The 19,932-nt window shown below is 37.9% G+C and carries 20 protein-coding genes; 1 reads left to right on the top strand and 19 read right to left on the bottom strand.

From position 1 onward, the window contains the following. A partial coding sequence (locus GVV19_RS10910; RefSeq protein ID WP_328598623.1) for an IS3 family transposase occupies nt 1-83 on the top strand: 83 nt, incomplete at its 5' end. A gap of 57 nt (nt 84-140) precedes the next feature. Here GVV19_RS10910 and GVV19_RS09840 read toward each other — a convergent pair. From GVV19_RS09840 to mraY, 19 genes are all read right to left on the bottom strand, one after another. After that, the gene (locus tag GVV19_RS09840) at nt 141-581 is read right to left on the bottom strand and encodes a MarR family winged helix-turn-helix transcriptional regulator (protein WP_159637917.1); all 441 of its coding nucleotides are present in this window, start codon (nt 579-581) and stop codon (nt 141-143) included. A 9-nt stretch (nt 582-590) separates the two neighbouring features. Next, nucleotides 591-950, bottom strand: coding sequence for a 50S ribosomal protein L20 (gene rplT, locus GVV19_RS09835; protein ID WP_159637919.1), 360 nt, complete (start codon nt 948-950; stop codon nt 591-593). 14 nt (nt 951-964) lie between these two features. Beyond that, nucleotides 965-1,162, bottom strand: coding sequence for a 50S ribosomal protein L35 (rpmI, locus tag GVV19_RS09830; RefSeq protein ID WP_159637922.1), 198 nt, complete (start codon nt 1,160-1,162; stop codon nt 965-967). Between the two features lie 23 nt (nt 1,163-1,185). After that, a complete protein-coding gene (gene infC / locus GVV19_RS09825; protein WP_201287539.1) occupies nt 1,186-1,719 on the bottom strand; it encodes a translation initiation factor IF-3 in 534 nt (177 codons plus the stop codon). Between the two features lie 237 nt (nt 1,720-1,956). After that, nucleotides 1,957-2,136: a hypothetical protein gene (locus GVV19_RS09820; RefSeq protein ID WP_159641491.1), complete on the bottom strand. Its 180-nt coding sequence runs from the start codon at nt 2,134-2,136 to the stop codon at nt 1,957-1,959. 56 nt (nt 2,137-2,192) lie between these two features. Further along, nucleotides 2,193-3,479 (bottom strand): S41 family peptidase, encoded by a 1,287-nt coding sequence (locus GVV19_RS09815; RefSeq protein ID WP_159647305.1) that lies wholly within the window; start codon nt 3,477-3,479, stop codon nt 2,193-2,195. Between the two features lie 48 nt (nt 3,480-3,527). Further along, complete coding sequence (locus tag GVV19_RS09810; RefSeq protein ID WP_159647303.1) at nt 3,528-4,016, bottom strand: hypothetical protein; 489 nt, start codon at nt 4,014-4,016, stop codon at nt 3,528-3,530. A 9-nt stretch (nt 4,017-4,025) separates the two neighbouring features. Beyond that, nucleotides 4,026-5,030 (bottom strand): helix-turn-helix domain-containing protein, encoded by a 1,005-nt coding sequence (locus GVV19_RS09805; RefSeq protein WP_159647301.1) that lies wholly within the window; start codon nt 5,028-5,030, stop codon nt 4,026-4,028. A gap of 1 nt (nt 5,031) precedes the next feature. After that, nucleotides 5,032-6,252 (bottom strand): MFS transporter, encoded by a 1,221-nt coding sequence (locus GVV19_RS09800; protein WP_159647299.1) that lies wholly within the window; start codon nt 6,250-6,252, stop codon nt 5,032-5,034. 115 nt (nt 6,253-6,367) lie between these two features. Next, a complete protein-coding gene (gene aspS / locus GVV19_RS09795; protein ID WP_159641487.1) occupies nt 6,368-8,107 on the bottom strand; it encodes an aspartate--tRNA ligase in 1,740 nt (579 codons plus the stop codon). A gap of 1 nt (nt 8,108) precedes the next feature. After that, nucleotides 8,109-9,401 carry a histidine--tRNA ligase gene (gene hisS / locus GVV19_RS09790; protein ID WP_159647297.1) on the bottom strand — a complete coding sequence of 431 codons (1,293 nt, stop codon included), beginning with the start codon at nt 9,399-9,401 and terminating at the stop codon, nt 8,109-8,111. A 258-nt stretch (nt 9,402-9,659) separates the two neighbouring features. Next, nucleotides 9,660-11,855: a RelA/SpoT family protein gene (locus GVV19_RS09785; RefSeq protein ID WP_159641485.1), complete on the bottom strand. Its 2,196-nt coding sequence runs from the start codon at nt 11,853-11,855 to the stop codon at nt 9,660-9,662. Nucleotides 11,856-11,902: 47 nt separating this feature from the next. Next, complete coding sequence (locus GVV19_RS09780; RefSeq protein ID WP_159637940.1) at nt 11,903-12,415, bottom strand: adenine phosphoribosyltransferase; 513 nt, start codon at nt 12,413-12,415, stop codon at nt 11,903-11,905. A 30-nt stretch (nt 12,416-12,445) separates the two neighbouring features. Then, nucleotides 12,446-14,062 carry an Ig-like domain-containing protein gene (locus GVV19_RS09775; RefSeq protein WP_159647295.1) on the bottom strand — a complete coding sequence of 539 codons (1,617 nt, stop codon included), beginning with the start codon at nt 14,060-14,062 and terminating at the stop codon, nt 12,446-12,448. A gap of 33 nt (nt 14,063-14,095) precedes the next feature. Continuing rightward, nucleotides 14,096-15,640, bottom strand: a complete 1,545-nt coding sequence (locus GVV19_RS09770) for a single-stranded-DNA-specific exonuclease RecJ (protein ID WP_236262343.1) — start codon at nt 15,638-15,640, stop codon at nt 14,096-14,098. Then, a complete protein-coding gene (locus GVV19_RS09765; RefSeq protein ID WP_159647293.1) occupies nt 15,621-17,318 on the bottom strand; it encodes a hypothetical protein in 1,698 nt (565 codons plus the stop codon). Before GVV19_RS09765 ends, GVV19_RS09770 begins: the two co-directional genes overlap by 20 nt. Next, nucleotides 17,318-17,599, bottom strand: coding sequence for a post-transcriptional regulator (locus GVV19_RS09760; RefSeq protein WP_159637946.1), 282 nt, complete (start codon nt 17,597-17,599; stop codon nt 17,318-17,320). The genes GVV19_RS09765 and GVV19_RS09760 overlap by 1 nt, the downstream gene beginning before the upstream one ends. A gap of 56 nt (nt 17,600-17,655) precedes the next feature. Continuing rightward, nucleotides 17,656-18,939, bottom strand: coding sequence for a UDP-N-acetylmuramoyl-L-alanine--D-glutamate ligase (gene murD / locus GVV19_RS09755; RefSeq protein WP_159647291.1), 1,284 nt, complete (start codon nt 18,937-18,939; stop codon nt 17,656-17,658). Beyond that, nucleotides 18,936-19,898 carry a phospho-N-acetylmuramoyl-pentapeptide-transferase gene (gene mraY, locus GVV19_RS09750; RefSeq protein WP_159637950.1) on the bottom strand — a complete coding sequence of 321 codons (963 nt, stop codon included), beginning with the start codon at nt 19,896-19,898 and terminating at the stop codon, nt 18,936-18,938. The genes murD and mraY overlap by 4 nt, the downstream gene beginning before the upstream one ends. Nucleotides 19,899-19,932 lie beyond the last annotated feature (34 nt).

Raw genomic sequence — 19,932 nt, 5'->3', positions numbered from 1 at the left:
ATTTAAAATATTACAATGAAAATCGAATACAAGAAAAGCTAGGATATCAGTCTCCCGTTAATTATCGGTTGGCTTCATCCTAACTTGGTTTTTTCTTGAGTCCCAAGGAACTAGGTCAGTTCCGATTTCGGGAGTTTTTTTTAGATATCGTACAAGTCTTTAAAGAAGGAGTTGATCTGACTAACAGAATCAATAAGATTACTACTATCATCAATATGTAAAAGTAATCTATCTACCATTTCTTCGTGGAAGTGGTTATGGATATCCATAACTTCTTTCCCTTTTTCAGTCAATCCGAGACGATAGATACGTCTATCGTTTACGTCTTGTTCTCTATACACATATCCTTTGTGAGTTAAACGATTGATTGTTGTTGTCAGCGTTCCTTGGGTAATCCTAAGGCGAGCTGCAACATCACTCATCATTTTAGTATCACTATTTTGTATGCCTTCAAGCGTATGAACTTCAGTCATGGATAGTTTTACGCCATGAACACGATGGTAGCGTTCTTCAATAATCAAAATTTGATTAAAAATATCGACCAGCAATTCATTCAATACCTTTCGAGCATCAGCTGTCATATGCTAGATTTACGCTTCTAAAGCTTTTTGAGCTTTTGTTACTAATGTAGCAAATCCTTTTGGATCGTGAATAGCAATTTCTGATAACATTTTACGGTTAATATCGATGTTTGCTAAACGAAGTCCATGCATTAAAGTGCTGTAGCTCATGTCATTTTGACGTGCTGCTGCATTAATACGTGTAATCCAAAGTTTACGCATTTCACGTTTAAGTTGTTTACGGTCACGGTAAGCGTAACGTAGTGAACGCATAACTTGTTCATTCGCTGTACGGTATAACGTATGTTTTGAACCATAGTACCCTTTAGCTAATTTTAAAACCTTTTTACGGCGTGCACGTGACGCCACTGAATTTGTTGATCTTGGCATTTAATTCGTCCTCCTTAGAAACCTTGTAACAAGTGTTTAATACGTTTGTAGTCGCTCTTAGAAACAAGAACAGCCCCACGTAATTGACGGTTTTGTTTTGTTGTTTTGTGACGTTTAAAGTGAGAAACGTATGCTTGTTGGCGTTTTAATTTTCCCGTACCTGTACGTTTTACACGTTTTGCTAAAGTACGCTTTGTTTTCATTTTAGGCATTCTGAAGCCCTCCTTCAATATTCTTAGTTTTTATTTGGAGAGATAACTACTGACATTGTGTTACCTTCGAGTTTAGGCATTTTTTCGACACTACCCAAGTCTTTTGTCTCCTCGATGAAACGATTCATTGTCTTGCGACCAACATCGATACGTGTCATCATACGACCTCTAAATCGCATATCAAGTTTAACTTTTGTGCCCTCTGCAAGCCATTTACGAGCATGCTTCAATTTTGTATCAAAGTCATGTTGGTCAATAACTGGAGAAAGACGCAATGGTTTAATTTGAGTAACGTGTTGATTACGTTTCGCTTCTTTGGCCTTCTTTTGTTGCTCATAGCGGTAACGCCCGTGATCGAGAATTTTCGCTACTGGCGGATTACCATTTGGTGCAACAACAACTAAGTCAAGATTTAGCTCAGATGCTTTTTCCAAAGCTTCGCGGCGCATCAAAATACCAAGTTGTTCTCCGTTTGGTCCGATAACTAACAATTCTTTAAAACGAATTGCATCGTTCACCATATCATCTTGAGCTGGCTTGCGATTGTCTTGTCCCATTCTTCTACTGATAAAACTCACCTCCTCTGGTGTTGAAACAATAAAAAAGTGTGTACATATTATAAGAACACACTCAAAGGTTATAATTTAGAACCTAAGCCTTTACCTATGACGTCAGTCATCAGGTGAGAAGAGTGCTTCTACTTTCTTATTGCTCGTAAAGTATAGCATCCCCAGTGGCTTTCGTCAAGGTTTTATCTTATTTAATTTGTTGCAAAGTAAAGCTGTCTTAAGCTTTTATTGTTCATCTTGTGTTGCTTCAAGTTTTTCAAGCATTTCATCAATCTGAACTACTTTATCAAGGAATACTTTTCGTTGATCATCTGTTAATGTATCTCCGTATTTCTCGATAAAACGTAAAATCGTTTCAAATCCACTTTCGATTTTCTCAACTGTTTTTTCTAGATTCTTGTCCATAATATCTCCTTACTCGATTAGTGTAACAAATTACAACTCATTCTGTCTAATAGTATTCACAAATGTGAACTTACCACAGAAGTTCGGTCGACAGTTTCTTTCTCAATAATTTTTTCCAACTGTACTACTTTATTTAAATCAATATCAATTTCCAATGCTTTTGGTGTCCACGGTACATAAATATCCGGACTTACTCCAATGTTATCAATTCCAAGCACTTTATTACCCTTAATTAGCCGTGTAGTTGGATAAATGATATTCAAGTCATCTGTAATACTTTCCGTAATTACATTACTGTAGTCTAGTATTCCTGCTGTATTTCTTCCGATTAGTGTCACTTTTTCAGAATGTCTTACTGCTCTTGCAAAGTTTTCTCCCGAACTCGCACAGTATTGATCAATCAACACGTAGATCCTCTTTGGGATCTCGTTGCCCTCAAAATTGAAATCATCACTTAATCCTTCAAAATCTACATATCCTTTTCCGAAGTTTTCTTTCATCAAGTGTAGATCCTTTTGTATTAAGTCTTGAATCACTGGGTCGCTAGTATTTTGAGAATATTCATTCAACATTAGTGTCATAAGCTCACAGTTACGTTTAGAATACAACATTTGCTGTTTTTCGTTTGGAAACAAAGAGACAAATGATTTTTTATCTTTGAAAATGAAGTCAAGCAAAGGAAAATATGAAAAATCAGCCCCACCAATGTTGTATCGAACATCAATAATCAGTGCTTCATCATTAGTTCTTATTGCAATGTACTTGTCAATTAACTGTTTCAATGACGCACTATCCACAAAATCAGTAATCGTCATCTTTGGTATACCATGAACCACATCAACGTAAAATCTGGGTGAATACTTACTTTTCGGAAATCTCTTTATTTCTCTTGTAAGACTCTTTCCGTCACGAACTAATCGACAGGTTCTGTGCTTTTTTAAAATTATACTCCAATCTTGTCGGTCTGTAACATCAGAGAAAAAGAGATGACAATAAACTGATTCAAGTTCGATAATCGACTTACCATCAACTTCATGAATAATATCTCCTTTTTTGTAACCACTGTCAGGATTTGCCTCTGTTACAACAAGAATGTTCTCATATCGCCGTATGCTAAATCCGCAGTATGTATCATCTTGAGATAAATCAACAATTCTTAAGTGTCCGTCTTTAAATTTGCCAAGGTAGTTATTCAATACATCTCGGAATTCGTTACGAGTCATATCACTTTTAATTTGCACTTCAAATTCAAATGGATCAGCCCAATCAAATTTATCAACAAACCCAGAATAATCATTTTCGACAATTGATACAATTCGTTTAAAAATTTCTTTATTATCCATTATGCTTTACCCTCACTCGTCTATACCAACAAACCTCTTAAGCGAACATTAAGTAAAATAAGCAGTCTTCAATCCCTTTCGGAATTGCTCGTTGTACTCTTTCACTTCAAGATACAGGTTATCCCTATAGAGGCGGTCAGCACGCTCTACAAACTCTATCGAGATTCCTGTAGCTTCAACATCGATTTTATAATTTTCATTCAGTACATCTTCAAGAAGCACTATGAAATTTTGTAACTGCAATGTATTTTGAAGGTTTTCAGAGTATTTTATGAATGTATAATCATTGATGTACATTTCTGTTGTTACTTCCCCAACAAGATTATCTGCATTATTAAACAGAATCCACGTTGGATTATCAGATGATTTGCGAGATTTTCCATGTCGCCACGAATCATCAGGTAAATCAAACACGTCATGACAACAAGAGCACATTCCATCTGTAAAACTGATTGCAAAAAAATCAACATCAAGTGATTCAGCAGTCACGGTTTTAAAAACGTCATATTTGATTAGTGTATCTAGTGTATGCATCATGATTCACCCCTAATTCTGTGTAAAAATCTGGTCGAAGAGTGCTAAATCTTCTCTCACTTTTTCAATATTTGTTTGGTAGTATGCTCTTTTATTTATGATTTCAACTGTTACATAACTCAGGTTCAACAGTGCTTGCATATGATGACTCACAGTTGCACCACTGATATTCAGTTCTTCAGCCAATTGCGCACCATACTTTGTTTCTTCTAAGCAGCGTTTCAAAATTTCAAATTTTGTGGTCTCCCCTAAAACTTTCAATCCGTCTTGGAACCTCTTTTCGGTAGCTTCAAGATTTGTTTCCAATTGTTCTAACTCCAGCATAATGTCCGAAACAACGATTTGGACTTCATTTTGAGCAGGTGTGTGATTGATCGTCAACCGATCATGAAATAGAAAACTTGGTGTGAGTAAAACTGTCGGAATTTTTTTTATTTGCGGAAAGAATCCTGCGACAACATCAATCATTTTTTGCTTATCGATGGTTTTCTCAAACGCAGTATTTACTGCAGGAAGTTGTTGATCGAGCTGTGCGATTAGCGTTGTATAATGATCCATCATTCTTGCATAGACAACCTCAACAATCTCTCGATCATGCATCAATAGATTCAGACGATATTTATCTTCAACTTGAATGGAATCCGATTCGATGATGAATTGAGAAATTGTGTACATACTTTCAAACGTCGTGTTCAATGCCTCATTGATGATGTCAATCATTTTATCACTACCAAAGTGTTTAACCAAACCAAAAAGTTCCGCAAGTGAATAGTGATTATTGACATTAAGAGGTTTGAACATTAAGTCATAGTCATTGTTTACTACTATTCCGTAGGCTTCTATAAAACGATGACGCTCAACAAAAGCTTCCGACAATGTGAGTGCAACATCCTGTTTGGTGCTAAAACGCTGATCTAATGTATCCAAGTTTAGGGGTACTTTGTGTTCATAACGCAATGTCAAATACCGAAGTAATTCTTGGGTTACAGTTCCGAGTGGTTTGATTGATATTTCCATGTTAGGCCATCCTTTGCATCAAGCGATCATTTTTATATCGCAAGAGTATTGATATCAACAGTATACCATAGGTCATTGCTATCAAGGGCAATGGAATTTGAGTCATTAATAGTGTTGTTATGAGTGATCCTAACGGCATCGAACCATAAACTGCTGCATTTAACAACGCACTGACACGTGCAAGTTGATCTTTATCAACTGATTTCATAAGGGATACATTTATCGTTGGATTAAGGATACCGAATCCAACACTTAAAACTGTTATACTAATACCCATCATGGCGGTCATAAAGGAAACATACCCAACAGTTCCCATTAATAAAAGTCCACTACATCCAACTAAACCCGACACAATAAACAACGTGTATGGATTGTATTTTTGAGCAAGTGTTGGGTAAATGAATGACCCGAACAGTGTGCCTAAAAGGAAGAGAATATTTAAGAATGCGAGCGTCTTTGGACCACCAAAGATAACTTCTATTGTGATTGGGGTCATGATAATATTAATCCCTGTCAAAAATACTTGCATTAAGAAAATCACAACTGTCAACTTAACAAGATAAGGATGATGAATGAATGTTTCCCACCCTTCTTTGAGTGACTCGCTATAGGATTGTTTTTCGATTGAGCGATTTCTTGCATCTGTTTTTAACCGTATGAGGATAAGTGCACTCATAAAGAATGAAATCCCATCAACCCACAATGCTGTAATACTTCCAAACATTGCAATAACAATCCCTGCAAGGGATGTTCCTACGAGTGCCGACAATGTCGCAGACATTTGACGAAGTGATGTTGCTGATTCAAAATGCTCCACGTCAACGATATGCGGCATCAAGGATGTTGCTGCTGGCTGTCGCAACGATTCCATGCAAGTCATTAAGAATGTGAACACAAGTATAAGATACCCATTTGTATAACCTAAGTTGGTAATCATAATGAGTGTAAGCACCAAAACGCCACGCCCAACATCTGTCACAACCATAACCCAACGTTTCGACAATCGTTCGATATATACGCCTAAAAATGGTTGAATAATAAGATTCGGAATTGCATTAATAGTAAAGTTTAGCGCAAACCAAAATTTTGATTCTGTAATCTCGTAGACTAGCCAGGACATTGCTAGTGCATCAAAACTATCACCAAACGTATTAATAACGCCGGCAATCCAAACTTTAATGAAGTCTGGATACTTCTTTAGAACTATATATGATTTTATCATTAGATTCACCTCTAGTGATATTGTAAACTATCATTAGATTGATGTCAACACATCATTAGATAATCATCTAATTTTATAAACAAAGAAAAAGACCTGAACTCAGGTCTCTTTCTACTTAGTCTTCACGAACGATTTCAAGATGTAATTCGTTCAGTTGTTTTTCAATCGCAGGGCTTGGTGCATTTGTAAGCGGGCATCGTGCTGATGCATTTTTAGGGAATGCAATAACATCACGAATTGTATCCGAATGTGTTAATGCCATTGCGAATCGGTCAAGTCCAAACGCAATTCCTCCGTGTGGTGGTGTTCCATATTGGAATGCATCCACAAAGAATCCGAAACGACGTTGAATTTCTTCATCAGTAAATCCGATCATTTGGAAAAGTTTTTGTTGAAGTTCTTGTTGGAAGATACGCATTGATCCACCAGCTACCTCAAAACCATTTAATACGAGGTCATATGCTTGAGCAATTACTTCTAGAGGCTTTTCATCTAGTAATGCCACATCTTCAGCTTTAGGTGCTGTAAATGGATGGTGTCGTGCAACTAATACCCCATCTTCTTCTGCAAACATCGGGAAGTCAACAACCCAGCAATATGCAAATGTATTCAATGGTACAAGATCGAAGTCTTTACCTAAAGCAAGGCGTAAAGCTCCAATCGCTGTAGCAGTAAGTTCCCACTCACCACTTCCGATGAAGACGACGTCACCAACTTCTAGGTTGAACGCTTCAATCATGGCTTCGCGTTCTTGCTCACTAATAAATTTCGCAGCAGATCCAGTCAATGTGTCTGCTTCTACTTTTAAGACAACAAGTCCTTTAAGACCATATTTTTTAACTAAGTCTGTATATTTATCCGTTACTTTACGGGTGATGGCATCTGCTTGTCCTTTAAGAACCAATCCCTTCAATGTTCCACCTGTCGTTAAAGTATCACTAAATACTTTAAATTCGGATGCAGCAAAGATTTCACCAAAGTCTTTTAATTTCATATCAAAACGTAAATCCGGTTTATCACTTCCATAGTCATTCATTGCATCAACAAACTTAATTTTGGGAATATCTGGTTTGGCTTCCCCTAAAACGTTTACCATAACATTATCTACAACTCCTTCGACAATTTCTTGGAATTGATTTTCTGACAAGAAGGATGCTTCAATATCGACTTGTGTAAAGTCCAATTGGCGATCAGCACGTAAGTCTTCATCACGGAAACAACGCGCTACTTGGTAATAACGTTCAAACCCACCGATCATTAATAATTGTTTGAAGATCTGTGGTGATTGAGCAAGCGCATAAAATTCTCCGGGATGCACACGGGACGGTACGAGATATTCACGGGCACCTTCAGGTGTCGATTTCGTTAACATTGGTGTTTCAATATCAATGAAATCTTGTTTCTCTAGTGTACGACGCATTTCACCCACGATTTTCGCACGGGTCACAAGGCGTTGTTGCATGATTGGACGACGTAAATCTAAATAACGGTACTTCAAACGTGTTTCTTCAAGTGCATCTGTTTCATCAGCAATTATCATCGGTGTTTGTGCTGCTTTATTGATAATTTCAACGTTTGAGATTTCAATTTCTACATCACCTGTTGCGATTTTAGGGTTCTTATCTTGACGTTCACGAACAATTCCCGTTACCGCTAAGACATATTCATTTTTTATCCCTTCAACAATTGGGTACTCGTCATGATTGACTACAAGTTGGACAATTCCACTGCGGTCACGAAGATCAATAAAGTTGATGGAGCCAAAATTTCGACGTTTTGCTACCCATCCTACTAGTGATACTTCTTGACCGACATGTTCCATTCGTAATGTTCCATTATGATGTGTTCTATTCATACTATTTTTCTCCTAACCATGCTTTTACATGTGTTACAACTTCGTTCGCACTGACACGAATTTGTTCCTGTGTTTCAATATTTTTAAGTGTGAATTCCCCTTTTTCAAGTTCATCATCACCGCATAATAATGCGATTTTCGCATTATTACGATCAACCAATTTAAATTGTGCTTTAAATGATTTATTTTCTACATCCATGTCGCAGACATAGCCTGCTTGACGCAATGATTGAATCATCGCAAAGACCGCATTATTGGATGCAGCTCCCATCGGCATACCAAAGACATCAACACCGTCCTCAGTATCGAACTCAATCCCTGAATCTTCTGCTAAAATAAGCAAGCGTTCAAGTCCAATTCCGAGCCCAACAGCACCGGTTTCCGGACCACCAAAGTAGTCAATGAGGTGGTTATAACGTCCACCACCAAAAATGGTTGATTGAGCACCTGCTTTTTCATCTGTGGAAACTACTTCAAAAACAGTATGGTGATAGTAATCCAAACCACGAACCAATCGACTATCTATTTCATACGCGATACCCTGCGCATCAAGTAGTGTCTTGAGGGATTCGAAGTATTCACGAGACATCTCATTTAAATAAGCATAGTTTGTTGGGGCTGTTTGAACTGCAACGTGATCGTGATCTACTTTGCAATCAAGCATACGGAGTGGGTTTTGCTCGTAACGACGGTTGCAATCTCCACACATTGTCGAAAGATGCGGTTTAAAATGCTCACGTAGCGCAACTTTATAATTTTCTTGACTTTCTGCATCTCCGATTGTATTGACGAGGAGTTTGAATTTCTTCAATCCAACTTCATGTAAGAATGATAATCCTACTGAAATTGCCTCTACATCAACCATTGGGCTAATCGGGCCAATTAATTCAACTCCAAATTGGTGGTGAATTCGCATACGTCCTTTTTGTGGCCGTTCATAACGGAAGTTTGGCGCGATATAGAAATATTTTTGATAGCTTCCACCAGTTGCATACAATTTGTGTTGTACAAAAGCACGGGCAACACCTGCAGTTCCTTCAGGACGAAGTGTTAGTGAAGGACTCTCACCATCACGATTCTTGATTACAAATGTGTACATTTCTTTGTTGACGACATCACTTGCATCATTTTCACGTTTAAATACTTCAGTATGTTCATACATAGGTGTACGCATTTCTTGGATATGGTAACGATCACAAATCTCACGTGCAATCTTTTCAAGTTTTTGCCATTTTCGGGCTTCAGCACCGTATACATCTTGTGTACCACGGGGTGCAATATATTTTTGACTCATGTCTGTTCCTCCTCGAATATATAAAAAGGTGCTACCAAGGACGTCTGCGACGTGGTACCACCTTTGTTTGTTTACTCAAACCTTTAACGCAGGTATACGACAACCCCTACTCATTTCAGGGTTATTTCTCCCATGTGTCCCATTGCCTCACGTACATGTGCTTCTCACCAACCAGCACTTCTCTTTGCTACTTTCAACAACTTAATCATGTTCTTCGAATATTGATATCACTTTAACATAGTATGATTGAAAAGGCAATCACAATGTTATCCGGTCAACACGTAATACGCTATCAACTTTGCGCAGGTTGACGATTAAATTACGTAAATGATCGGCATCTTTAACAACGACACGCATGGTTGTATTAACATGGATGGCATCGGGGTCAACTTCAGAATTAACGGCATTAAGTTTTACTTTAAGTTGCGATACAATCGTAACTAAGTCCGTCAATAAGAAACTTCGATCAGTCGACAGAATTTTTAGTACTGCCTCGTATTCTTTACCACTATGTTCATCTTCCCAATAAACATCAATCAAGCGTGATGTCTCATTCACAATATTGGGGCAATCCGTACGGTGTACCTTAACGCCGCTTCCTTTGGAAACATAGCCAATGATTTCATCACCATAAACAGGATTACAACATTGACTTAAACTAATCATCATGGAGTCAATTCCAGGGACACGAACCCCAGTTTTTCCATTTGATTGTTTGCTAGATTGTAGGGCGTTTCGACTTACAGCACGGTCAAGCTTACTAGACTCTTGTTGAATTTTAATATCAAGACGCTCAAACAATGCAGGTAATGATAATGATTTCGTCGCAATGGCAAACATCAAATCATCGTACGACGCCACCGAAAATTCTTTGTATGCAGCTTCAAATTTTTTAGAATGACGCAACTCTTTCTCATCAACACCACGGCGCTTACATTCTTCTTTGAACATCGTTTCGCCTTTACTGATGTATTGGGTTTTATCATCTTGTTGTTTCTTTTGAATGTAACTTCGGATTTTATTCCGAGCATGTGTTGTTTTTACAACTTTAAGCCAATCTTCACTTGGTGTTGACTGCTTATTGGTTTTCAACTGAACGACATCACCCGTTTTTAGGGGCGTATTTAGTGGCACGAGTGTTCCGTTAACAATCGCACCGACTGTCTGATGTCCTACCTCTGTATGAACACGGTATGCAAAATCAATCGGTGTGGCACCATTGGGTAAATCAATCACGCGACCCTTTGGTGTCATAACATACACATTTGCTTCAAAAATATCCTTTTGTAACAAGTTCATGTAGTCCTCTGCGTTTTGATCGACCCCTTCTGTGATGGTATTAAAATCTCTAAACCATGAGAGACGATCTTCAATTTCGCGTTGGTTAGTTTCCGTATTTGTGGATCCCTCTTTATATCGCCAGTGGGCCGCAACTCCGCGTTCAGCAATTTCATCCATTCGTTTCGTACGAATTTGAACTTCAAAAATATTGCCTTCATCACCAACAATGGTGGTATGAAGTGATTGGTACATATTCATCTTTGGCATTGCAATATAATCTTTCAAGCGCCCTGGAATCGGACGATACGTTGCATGAATATGCCCTAAGATTTCATAACAGTTGAGTTCTGTTTCAGTAATGATACGAATTGCAAGCAAATCCAAAATCTCATCAAATCGTTTATGTTTTTGATTCATTTTTTTATAAATACTGTAGAGATGTTTTGAACGCCCAAACACATTAAACTTAATATTATTTTCAAGCAAGAGTTCAGCAATTTCTTCAATCATGCTTGTGACCGATGCATCACGCTCCGCTTTTCGAGAATCGACAAGACGCGCAATTTCATAGTACTTGTCTCGGTGAAGATAGCTAAAACTTAAATCTTCAAGTTCGTTCTTGATTTCTCCAAGCCCAAGCCTATGGGCAATTGGAGCATAAACATCGAGTGTTTCCGCAGCAATTTTCTGTTGTTTTTCTGGTTTTTGATATTGTAAGGTTCGCATATTATGGAGGCGATCCACCAGTTTGATAAAGATAACACGAACATCTTTCGCCATCGCGATAAAGATTTTACGGTGATTTGCAGCTAGGTACTCGCGCTCATCTTTAAATTCAATATTTCCAATTTTAGTGACACTTTCGACAAGCGTCGCAATCTCTTCAGAGAAAGCTTCAGTTAGTTCTTCTTTGGTGACATCTGTATCTTCAACAACATCATGGAGCAAACCCGCCGCAATGGTTGTCGGAGACATTCCCATGTCAGCTAAAATATATCCAACATGGACTAAATGGACAAGGTAAGGTTCCCCACTTTTACGATATTGACCTTCATGATGTTCTTTGGCATATGCGTACGCACGTTCGATTAGATCGATGTTTTCTGGGTTTGTAATGTATTTCCCAACTTCATCCATCATTGTTTCGAATGATACTTCTTTGAATTGACTCATGGTTACCCCTCCTTAATTTGGAAAAAAACGAAGTTCACACTTCGTTATTAATATTGCATCATTGCAAAGACTTCAATGCCTTCTAATTTTTTACGGCCTTCGAGCTCTTCAAGTTCAATTAAGAACCCACACCCGACGACTTCACCACCTAATTCACGCACAAGAGCAACGCTTGCTTCGATGGTTCCACCAGTTGCTAAGAGATCATCAATGATGAGGACCTTTTGTCCTGGTTTTATGCCATCTTTATGAATATGAAGTTCATTTGATCCATATTCTAAATCATAAGCATAGCTTACTGTTTCTCGTGGTAATTTACCTGGCTTACGGACTGGAATGAATCCGACTTCTAAGTTATAGGCAACAGGGCATCCAAAGATAAAACCGCGTGATTCGGGTCCAACAATAACGTCAGCACCGACTTTCTTCGCAAATTCTGTGAAACGTCGCGTTGCTTCGGCAAATGCTTCACCATTAGCCATTAATGGCGTAATATCTCTGAATTTAATACCTGGTTTGGGAAAATCTTCGATTGTAGCAATATAGTTTTTTAAATCCATAATGTCCTCCATAGTGCAATAGCCATTATATCATATTTTTTTCTGTTTTTGATAACGATTAAAATAAAATACACCGAAGCCTGCACCTAATAAAAGTACAATACTTCCAAGAATCCAAATAACCGTCATATCGGACGTTTTTGATGCTTTATTGAACGACAACACGAGACGGGAATCAAGCGGAGCTATCGTTACTTTTTTATCAGCAGTAGTGACAGTTTGCGGATTACTTCCTAACTCTGACCCACTAACTGTATATACAAAATGAATTTGACTATCACTGGACTCAAAGATTTTAGCCGGAAATGTAACTTTGACACCACTTACATCCAAATTCTTAGGAAAACGAATATCAAATGCTTTGCCATGAACGTGTTCTCTTAAAGGTGATGTATCGGAAAGCGGATCAATTGCAAAACGCATATTGTAATCTTTGGTTAGAGGTTTTGAAAAAGTATATTCTGCAACCGTTCGTTTTTGTTCGCCGGCTTGAAGTTCAACAATTAGTGGTGTATCTGAAAGCGTCGCTAACGATCCTTCTGGAACCTTGATTGCATCAATACGCGACATATTTTTCTCAAAGTACTGACGTGGAAGTTGGACGACAATTTTTTGCTTTCCTGCGATTGCTTTCACAATGATATCTTCAGAAATAGTCAGTGATTGTTTCATCTTATCACTTATTTGGTTCTTCTGAAGTCCGACAGTTATTGTATCATTTGTCACCCCAAGTTCAGAAAGCGTAATCATTTCAGCACCTGTTTCAGTTTGTTTGGGCGTTACTTCTACCGCTAACACTGTAGAAATTCCATTAACAGTGGCTGTGATCGTAGTTTTTCCAACATTTAGACCAACAATCATCGATTCTTCAATCTGGACAATGCTTGGATCTTTAACGCTATATTCGACGTGACGTTTTGTACTCGTATCATAAGGAACATAAATGAGACCTGGTAAATCTTTGCTATTTCCTTCAATGATTGAAAGTGATTCTGGATTAAATGTAATACTTTCTAGCGGTACAACAACATTTACTTTTACCGATGCAACTTGATCACCGATTGAAGCAGATATGATTGTCTCTCCAATACTATGACCCGTTACAGTTCCATTTTCTACCGTAGCAACAGCCGAATTGGTACTACTCCATACAATTGCACTTTGGTTTAAGTTTGGATCGGAAAGCGTATATTCTAGTGCATAACTTGAACCTCGGTTCAATGAGATTTCATTGTGTGCAAAGGTTACCGAACCACCAACAGGTTTTACGGTAACTAGAATGTCTTTTTGATATCGTTCACCTTCTATAACGGCGTAAATCGATACTGTTGTCGTTCCTGGATTTTTTGCACTGACAAACCCTTTACTATCGATTGTAGCGATATTGGCATCTGCGGTCGAAAACGTGACTTGAGCTTCTTTATTATCAACAATTGAGTAGGTTATTGTTGTCGCTTGAAACTGTTCTAATGTTAATTGCGTTTCGTTTACGATAATCGGATCTGTGAGATTTTCTTTAGGATCTGTCGCCGCTGTGTCGTCTGATACCTCAGCATGAACTTTGAATGTATGTGGAACGACAGTGGGAACTATCAGTGACACAATTAAAAATATCCCCAATGTATTGCGTAATCTTAGACGTTTCATAGGCGTTCCTCCTTTTTATTTATCATAACACACTTAAATTATATCTTCGATTAATATTGATAATTTACGTGTGTTGCTTAAGTCTAACTCACCAATCATATAGGTTCTTCCCGCAAGTTGGTTGCGTGTATATTGTTTCGTGAAAAATACTGCTTCTTGAATCGGATAATCACTGAATGTAAATTTAAATCCATAACCATTGAGATTAACAAGTCCATAAACAGTTGGTAATGGAATCTTAACTTTTGGTAGCTTGAACGCCTCGCCATACGGTTCAAAATCAGTTAACTGACACATTGCTTTATGTGTAACATCTTCAGGGTCTACTGAAACGATAGCTGTATCTGTTTGTACAAATGGTGGCAATGTATCGACGACCGCCCTTACGTCAGTGACAAATTGAGCGTAAAATTCTTTTTTTATTGTCATCCCAAATGCAAAGTCGTGTCCACCCATCGCTTCAAAATAGTCACGATTAATACTGGAGAAGATATCCTGCAATGAGTGAGTCATTGAACGCCCACTCCCTTTAAGCGTTGTTTCATATTCTGTCAAAACTAATGTTGGCTTTTGTGTTACAGATGCAACTTGATTAGCAACAATACCTAGAAGACCTTCATGAAATGAAGCATCAGTAATAATCTGAATGGCATCATCGGTCACTTTCTCCATAGCAACGGCTTGAAGTTGTTTCCCTTTCTCTTTTCGGAAATCATTCAATTTAAGTAGTTGTTTTGAATATGAATTAATGATTGCATCATCTGCGGTTGTAAAATACTGAACCACAGTATTAACATTCGCAACATCTGCCATTCGACCGACACTGTTGATTTTCGGCACAAGCTGAAATGCTAATAATTTGGCAGAATAATGTGTATATTGGTTTCGTTTAACGATTTTATCAAATTGTTTAAACTGGTTTTCATTAAGTGCTTTTGTGCCACGACGCACGATTTCACGGTTTTTCCCCCATAGTGGCATCACATCCGCAACCGTTGCGAGTGCTGCAAGAGAAAGCATGTAATCATCAGCAAGTCCCATCGTCTCTGCAACACAATATATTAAACCTGTTGCACACATCGATGCAGCATAGGGTTCACAAACGTCCGGATGCAAGAAAGCTTCGATTGGCAGTGGCTCTTCAATGATATGGTGATCTACAACAGCAACCCGCATTCCATAGGATTGTGCCCGTTCAATTTCAACGTGTGCTTTTACACCATTATCAATTATTAAGACATCCGTATATCCTTTTTTATGGGCTGCATCAATCGTATTGACGTTAACACCATAGCCTTCCTTAAATCGGTCTGGGATATAGTAACCAGGATCTAAACCAAGTTTGCGAGCCAAAAGTACTGTCAAACTCGTGGATGCGATACCGTCACAATCATAATCTCCACAGATTATCAGTTTATCGGCAGACTTTAAAAAATCCGCAATATGCGCTATTGCTGGATTTTCTACTTTTTTTGTTTCAGGGTGAATCAATGCTAACTCTTGTGCATCACTCAGTTCGAGTGCTTCAAAGAGTTTTTGAACTAACGGTTCATAATGTTTAAGATGTGAAGTCATCATAAGATTTAAATACCTTTCTTTTTAGAAGACAGAGGCCATAATATGTAACAATTGCAACTAAAATTGATACGACCACAAAGAAGAAATTTTTACTAATTTCTATACCTGTCGTTAATGGTATAACAATCAGTATCACCGATATAATCGATGCAAGGATACTTCCGAGCATAAATGCTGTTGTTACAAATTTATTTACGAAATTGTCAAAATCTAAGTTGTTTTCGAGCATCAATTCGTTGGAATAGATGTTGGATACGATAAACGGTATTGCCCATGTGACAAAAATCATTTCACGATTCCAACGAACACTGAAAATCATTGAGAAGAGGACATAGAAGATAAATGATAAAAGACTGATTATCCCTGCCATAACGGTCGGTGTTTTAACGTAAACAAGTCGTAACATTAACATCGCGACCACACTCATTAAAACGTAGGTAAGGTAGAATTCTGGTCGCACCAACGGAAATGGAATAGGCTCGGTTGAGTAGTACGAACTCTCAAATCCAGTTTTCTTTGCAATCGATTCGCGTGCAATTTGTAAATCAATCGTATTTACATTTTCATCGAAATAAATCCAAATGTAGCCTTGTTCACTTACTTGATAATCAATTTGATTTTCGAACATTCCAATTGAATTTAAAATAGCTTCTATTTCTAGGTAAGTGCGTGAACTACCGTGCGGTACAATTAAAACATTCTGTTTCGCAAAATCCTTACTCTTGTGGAACCGTGGGGTATTGTTGATGGAGAAAAGACCCATGATAATAACAATTCCTGTTACCAGAATCAAAATGTTATAGAATGCACGACGGGGTTGGCTCGGTTTACCGAAGAAGTCTTGTTCAGTAAAGATTAGATCTTCTGGTTCAAGATGACTTTTAATTCGGTTGAAAGCCCACTGTGAAATCAGGATATCAACCATAAAATATGTAAATGTAAAGACTAAGACATAGGATGCATTAATGGTAAAACCATAACCATAAAATGTATACATAAGTAAAGCAATCACAGCAAAGCTGGATGCCATAATCTCTGCGCGTCTCATACTTAACTTGGATTGATTAACCGATTCTATGGTCTTACCATTGTGTGTTCTATTAAAGACATGTGTTTGAATCATCGCAATTAGGTAAACAAGAACAATCGTATACCAGAGTGATTTGGTAAACGGATAACCCATGATATCCATAAATAGAAGACCTGCAAGAATAGAAACACTAATTTGTGTCGCACTTAAAATTCCGACAAAGCGGAATTTTACAATTAAGAATATATACGTTAAAGCAACGATTGCGATAATATACAAACTGACGAAACTTTGATTGTTTCGAAGTTTCGTTGTCGAGCCAAAGGTATCCAAACGCAATACCTCTACATCATCAACACTGGATATCATTGCCTTACGAAAATCTTCCGCACTTTCAACGCCTGAAATTGTAATAATAAACGTATCATCCGATATCTGTTTCCGTTCCCATTCACGATTTTGTGTTGTTTGACTGTCCAAAAATGAATTCAAAGATGGCACATCACTTGTCTTCACAATTGTTGAGATATCACGTCCAAAACCTATTCCCGTATGAATTGAACTGGAAATAGCCAAAGTAAAAAAAACCATCCCAAGCGTTAGGATGAGTCCAATAAACGCGAGTCGATAATCTTTTCTTGTTTTCATTAGAGCTCCTCAGTATCCAACAACGCTTTGAAATCATCGAGTGTTGATTTGTAGCCTTGGATTTTTGATTCTACAGCGAGCCAACGTATAATATCTTCATCTTTTATATTAAGAACTTGATCTGCCAAATCACTTAGGCGTGTCGGTTTTTGGTTTTTCCAAATATGCGTCGTAAACATACGATACAAATCGTCATAGGAAATTCCCTCAAGCCCTCCGTTATGGAGTTGTCGCAATTTTAATGTTAGTAACAATCTAAATTGTTGAGAATTCTCGTTCATTGCTTCACCCCATTCATACCTATCATCATACACGAAAATGCATAAATAAAAAACTCTTATTCAAGAGTTTTTATGTATTCTTTAAAGATTGTTCCCCGCTGCTCGTAATTATCAAATTGATCATAACTTGCACAAGCTGGAGATAAAAGGACTACATCACCACTAACAGCTGTGTTTATAGCATTTTTGGTACCATCGAGCATTGTTTTGACCACAACTGCATTTGGGAAAACTGATTTAATCTGTTCCGCACTTTCGCCAAAAACATATATTGATTTGATACGATTTGAGTAAGGGCGAAGCCCCTCAAATGATATTCGTTTGTCAAATCCACCAGCAAGTAAGATGATATTCTTATCAAATGCTTTTAGCGCGACTTCTGTTGATTCAGGATTTGTCGCTTTCGAGTCATTATAATAGCGAACACCATTCACCGTCGCTACATACTCTATACGATGTTCAACGCCAGTAAACGATGCAATCACATTTTGGATAGTATCCACCGGGACACCAGCCCGATAGGCCATATATGCTGCCATTGTGGCGTTATAAACGTTATGTTCGCCCACAATTTTTAGCGACGAGATGTCAAACAGTATCATATCCCGATACATAATATGCGTTCCATCACGATAAATATCTGTATTTTGATTTTTAAGCGAAAGGGTTATTGTTTCCCCTTGATAGTTTTGCGTTAAGCGTACGATATTTGCGTCATCCATGTTCTTCACAAAACATTTAACATTTGGTAAAATTCGTACCTTTTCAGCATAATATGCCTCAGCATCACCGTCATAACGATCCAAGTGATCAGGACTTAAGTTTAATATCCCATAAACATCTGGAGTAAACGAAGGCGTTCCTTCCATTTGAAAAGCAGAAATTTCTAATGCAACATCACGCACTGCATCCCCATCTTGGAAGACTGCTTCACTTAATGCATAACCCACATTTCCAGCAAGCAACGCATTGTTATTTTTCGATACGAGCATTTCATTTAATAACGATACGGTCGTTGTTTTACCATTCGTTCCCGATACGGCGTAGTACGTGTAATGAGGCGCAAACCATGTTGCTACTTCAATCTCGTTAACTACTGATTCAAATTTGCAGACTAAGGGGTGATTATTGGGAATTCCAGGATTCTTGACAACCACATCATACGGCTTTACTAAATTTAAATCGCGGTCATTGAGTGACACATGAATGCCTAGACGCTCTATTGCCTCACGCTCTCGGAAATCTTGGTTCGTGGTGAGCGTAACATCATACCCCTTAGCGTTCAAAAGTTTAGCCACAGCTAAACCCGAACGTGCACCACCGATAACTAATGCATTCATGTGAGAGCAATCAAGACTGATCCAATCACCATACACACAAGTCCGATTGCATAAAATAGATTTACAACATCTGTTTCTTCCCAACCATTTAATGTAAAACTATAGTGAATTGGTGTATAACGGAAAACACGTTTTTTACGAATTTTCCATGAAGTACGTTGAATAATAACACATACTGTTTCAAAAACGAAAACACCACCAACAACTGCAAAGATAAGCTCAGCACCTAATAGCACTGAAATCGCAGCAAGTGCTGCTCCCAATGCCAACGACCCAACGTCACCCATAAATATTTTTGCGGGTTTACGGTTAAATACTAAGAAGCCAATTAAGGCACCAATTAAGGATAGTATAAAAAGAAGTACACTGTTACGACCTAATTTAATCGCAAGATACGCAAACGGAATCAGTGCAATCAAGGTTGTTCCACCAGCTAAGCCATCCATGCCATCTGTTAAGTTTACAGCATTGGATGCTCCAGCAAACATAAACATAATCAAGAACAAGTAACCAATTCCTAAATCTATCGGTTGTTTAACAAACGGAATCGCGAGTAAATTATCGCCACCTGTTTGAATATATATTACGTAGAACACAACTGATAAAACAAGCTGTGAAAGCATTTTTGTACGAGGTGAAATACCATCGTTTTTTCCTTCAGTCACGATTTTGTAATCATCCACAAAACCAATAAAAGCATAGCTTCCAAAGACTAGGACCAACAACCATAAATCACGATTAACATTGAATCCATTGAGGATTAATGCTACAACAATTGGTACAATAACAAACAATGCGCCTCCAAATGTTGGTGTTTTTTTCTTATTCTTAAATGCGTCTAGTGCATACTCACTCACAGTTTGTTTTGACCCTCGTGTTTCTAAAAAAGCAATGAAACGAGGATACGCTAAGATCGTAAGTATTGCTGAGGCAACAAGGCCTAACAATGCGATTTCCATATACAATTCTCCTTAAATCTGTACTATTATACCA

Source organism: Erysipelothrix anatis (assembly GCF_009828745.1).
Classification (GTDB): domain Bacteria; phylum Bacillota_I; class Bacilli_A; order Erysipelotrichales; family Erysipelotrichaceae; genus Erysipelothrix; species Erysipelothrix anatis.
Note: the sequence above shows the minus strand (reverse complement) of the source record. Positions and strands in the feature narration are given on the sequence as shown.

Coding starts and splice junctions, on each gene's coding strand:
- GVV19_RS09840 (WP_159637917.1), bottom strand. CDS start 581: ATGACAGCTGATGCTCGAAAGGTATTGAATGAATTGCTGGTCGATATT.
- rplT (WP_159637919.1), bottom strand. CDS start 950: ATGCCAAGATCAACAAATTCAGTGGCGTCACGTGCACGCCGTAAAAAG.
- rpmI (WP_159637922.1), bottom strand. CDS start 1,162: ATGCCTAAAATGAAAACAAAGCGTACTTTAGCAAAACGTGTAAAACGT.
- infC (WP_201287539.1), bottom strand. CDS start 1,719: ATGGGACAAGACAATCGCAAGCCAGCTCAAGATGATATGGTGAACGAT.
- GVV19_RS09820 (WP_159641491.1), bottom strand. CDS start 2,136: ATGGACAAGAATCTAGAAAAAACAGTTGAGAAAATCGAAAGTGGATTT.
- GVV19_RS09815 (WP_159647305.1), bottom strand. CDS start 3,479: ATGGATAATAAAGAAATTTTTAAACGAATTGTATCAATTGTCGAAAAT.
- GVV19_RS09810 (WP_159647303.1), bottom strand. CDS start 4,016: ATGATGCATACACTAGATACACTAATCAAATATGACGTTTTTAAAACC.
- GVV19_RS09805 (WP_159647301.1), bottom strand. CDS start 5,030: ATGGAAATATCAATCAAACCACTCGGAACTGTAACCCAAGAATTACTT.
- GVV19_RS09800 (WP_159647299.1), bottom strand. CDS start 6,252: ATGATAAAATCATATATAGTTCTAAAGAAGTATCCAGACTTCATTAAA.
- aspS (WP_159641487.1), bottom strand. CDS start 8,107: ATGAATAGAACACATCATAATGGAACATTACGAATGGAACATGTCGGT.
- hisS (WP_159647297.1), bottom strand. CDS start 9,401: ATGAGTCAAAAATATATTGCACCCCGTGGTACACAAGATGTATACGGT.
- GVV19_RS09785 (WP_159641485.1), bottom strand. CDS start 11,855: ATGAGTCAATTCAAAGAAGTATCATTCGAAACAATGATGGATGAAGTT.
- GVV19_RS09780 (WP_159637940.1), bottom strand. CDS start 12,415: ATGGATTTAAAAAACTATATTGCTACAATCGAAGATTTTCCCAAACCA.
- GVV19_RS09775 (WP_159647295.1), bottom strand. CDS start 14,062: ATGAAACGTCTAAGATTACGCAATACATTGGGGATATTTTTAATTGTG.
- GVV19_RS09770 (WP_236262343.1), bottom strand. CDS start 15,640: ATGATGACTTCACATCTTAAACATTATGAACCGTTAGTTCAAAAACTC.
- GVV19_RS09765 (WP_159647293.1), bottom strand. CDS start 17,318: ATGAAAACAAGAAAAGATTATCGACTCGCGTTTATTGGACTCATCCTA.
- GVV19_RS09760 (WP_159637946.1), bottom strand. CDS start 17,599: ATGAACGAGAATTCTCAACAATTTAGATTGTTACTAACATTAAAATTG.
- murD (WP_159647291.1), bottom strand. CDS start 18,939: ATGAATGCATTAGTTATCGGTGGTGCACGTTCGGGTTTAGCTGTGGCT.
- mraY (WP_159637950.1), bottom strand. CDS start 19,898: ATGGAAATCGCATTGTTAGGCCTTGTTGCCTCAGCAATACTTACGATC.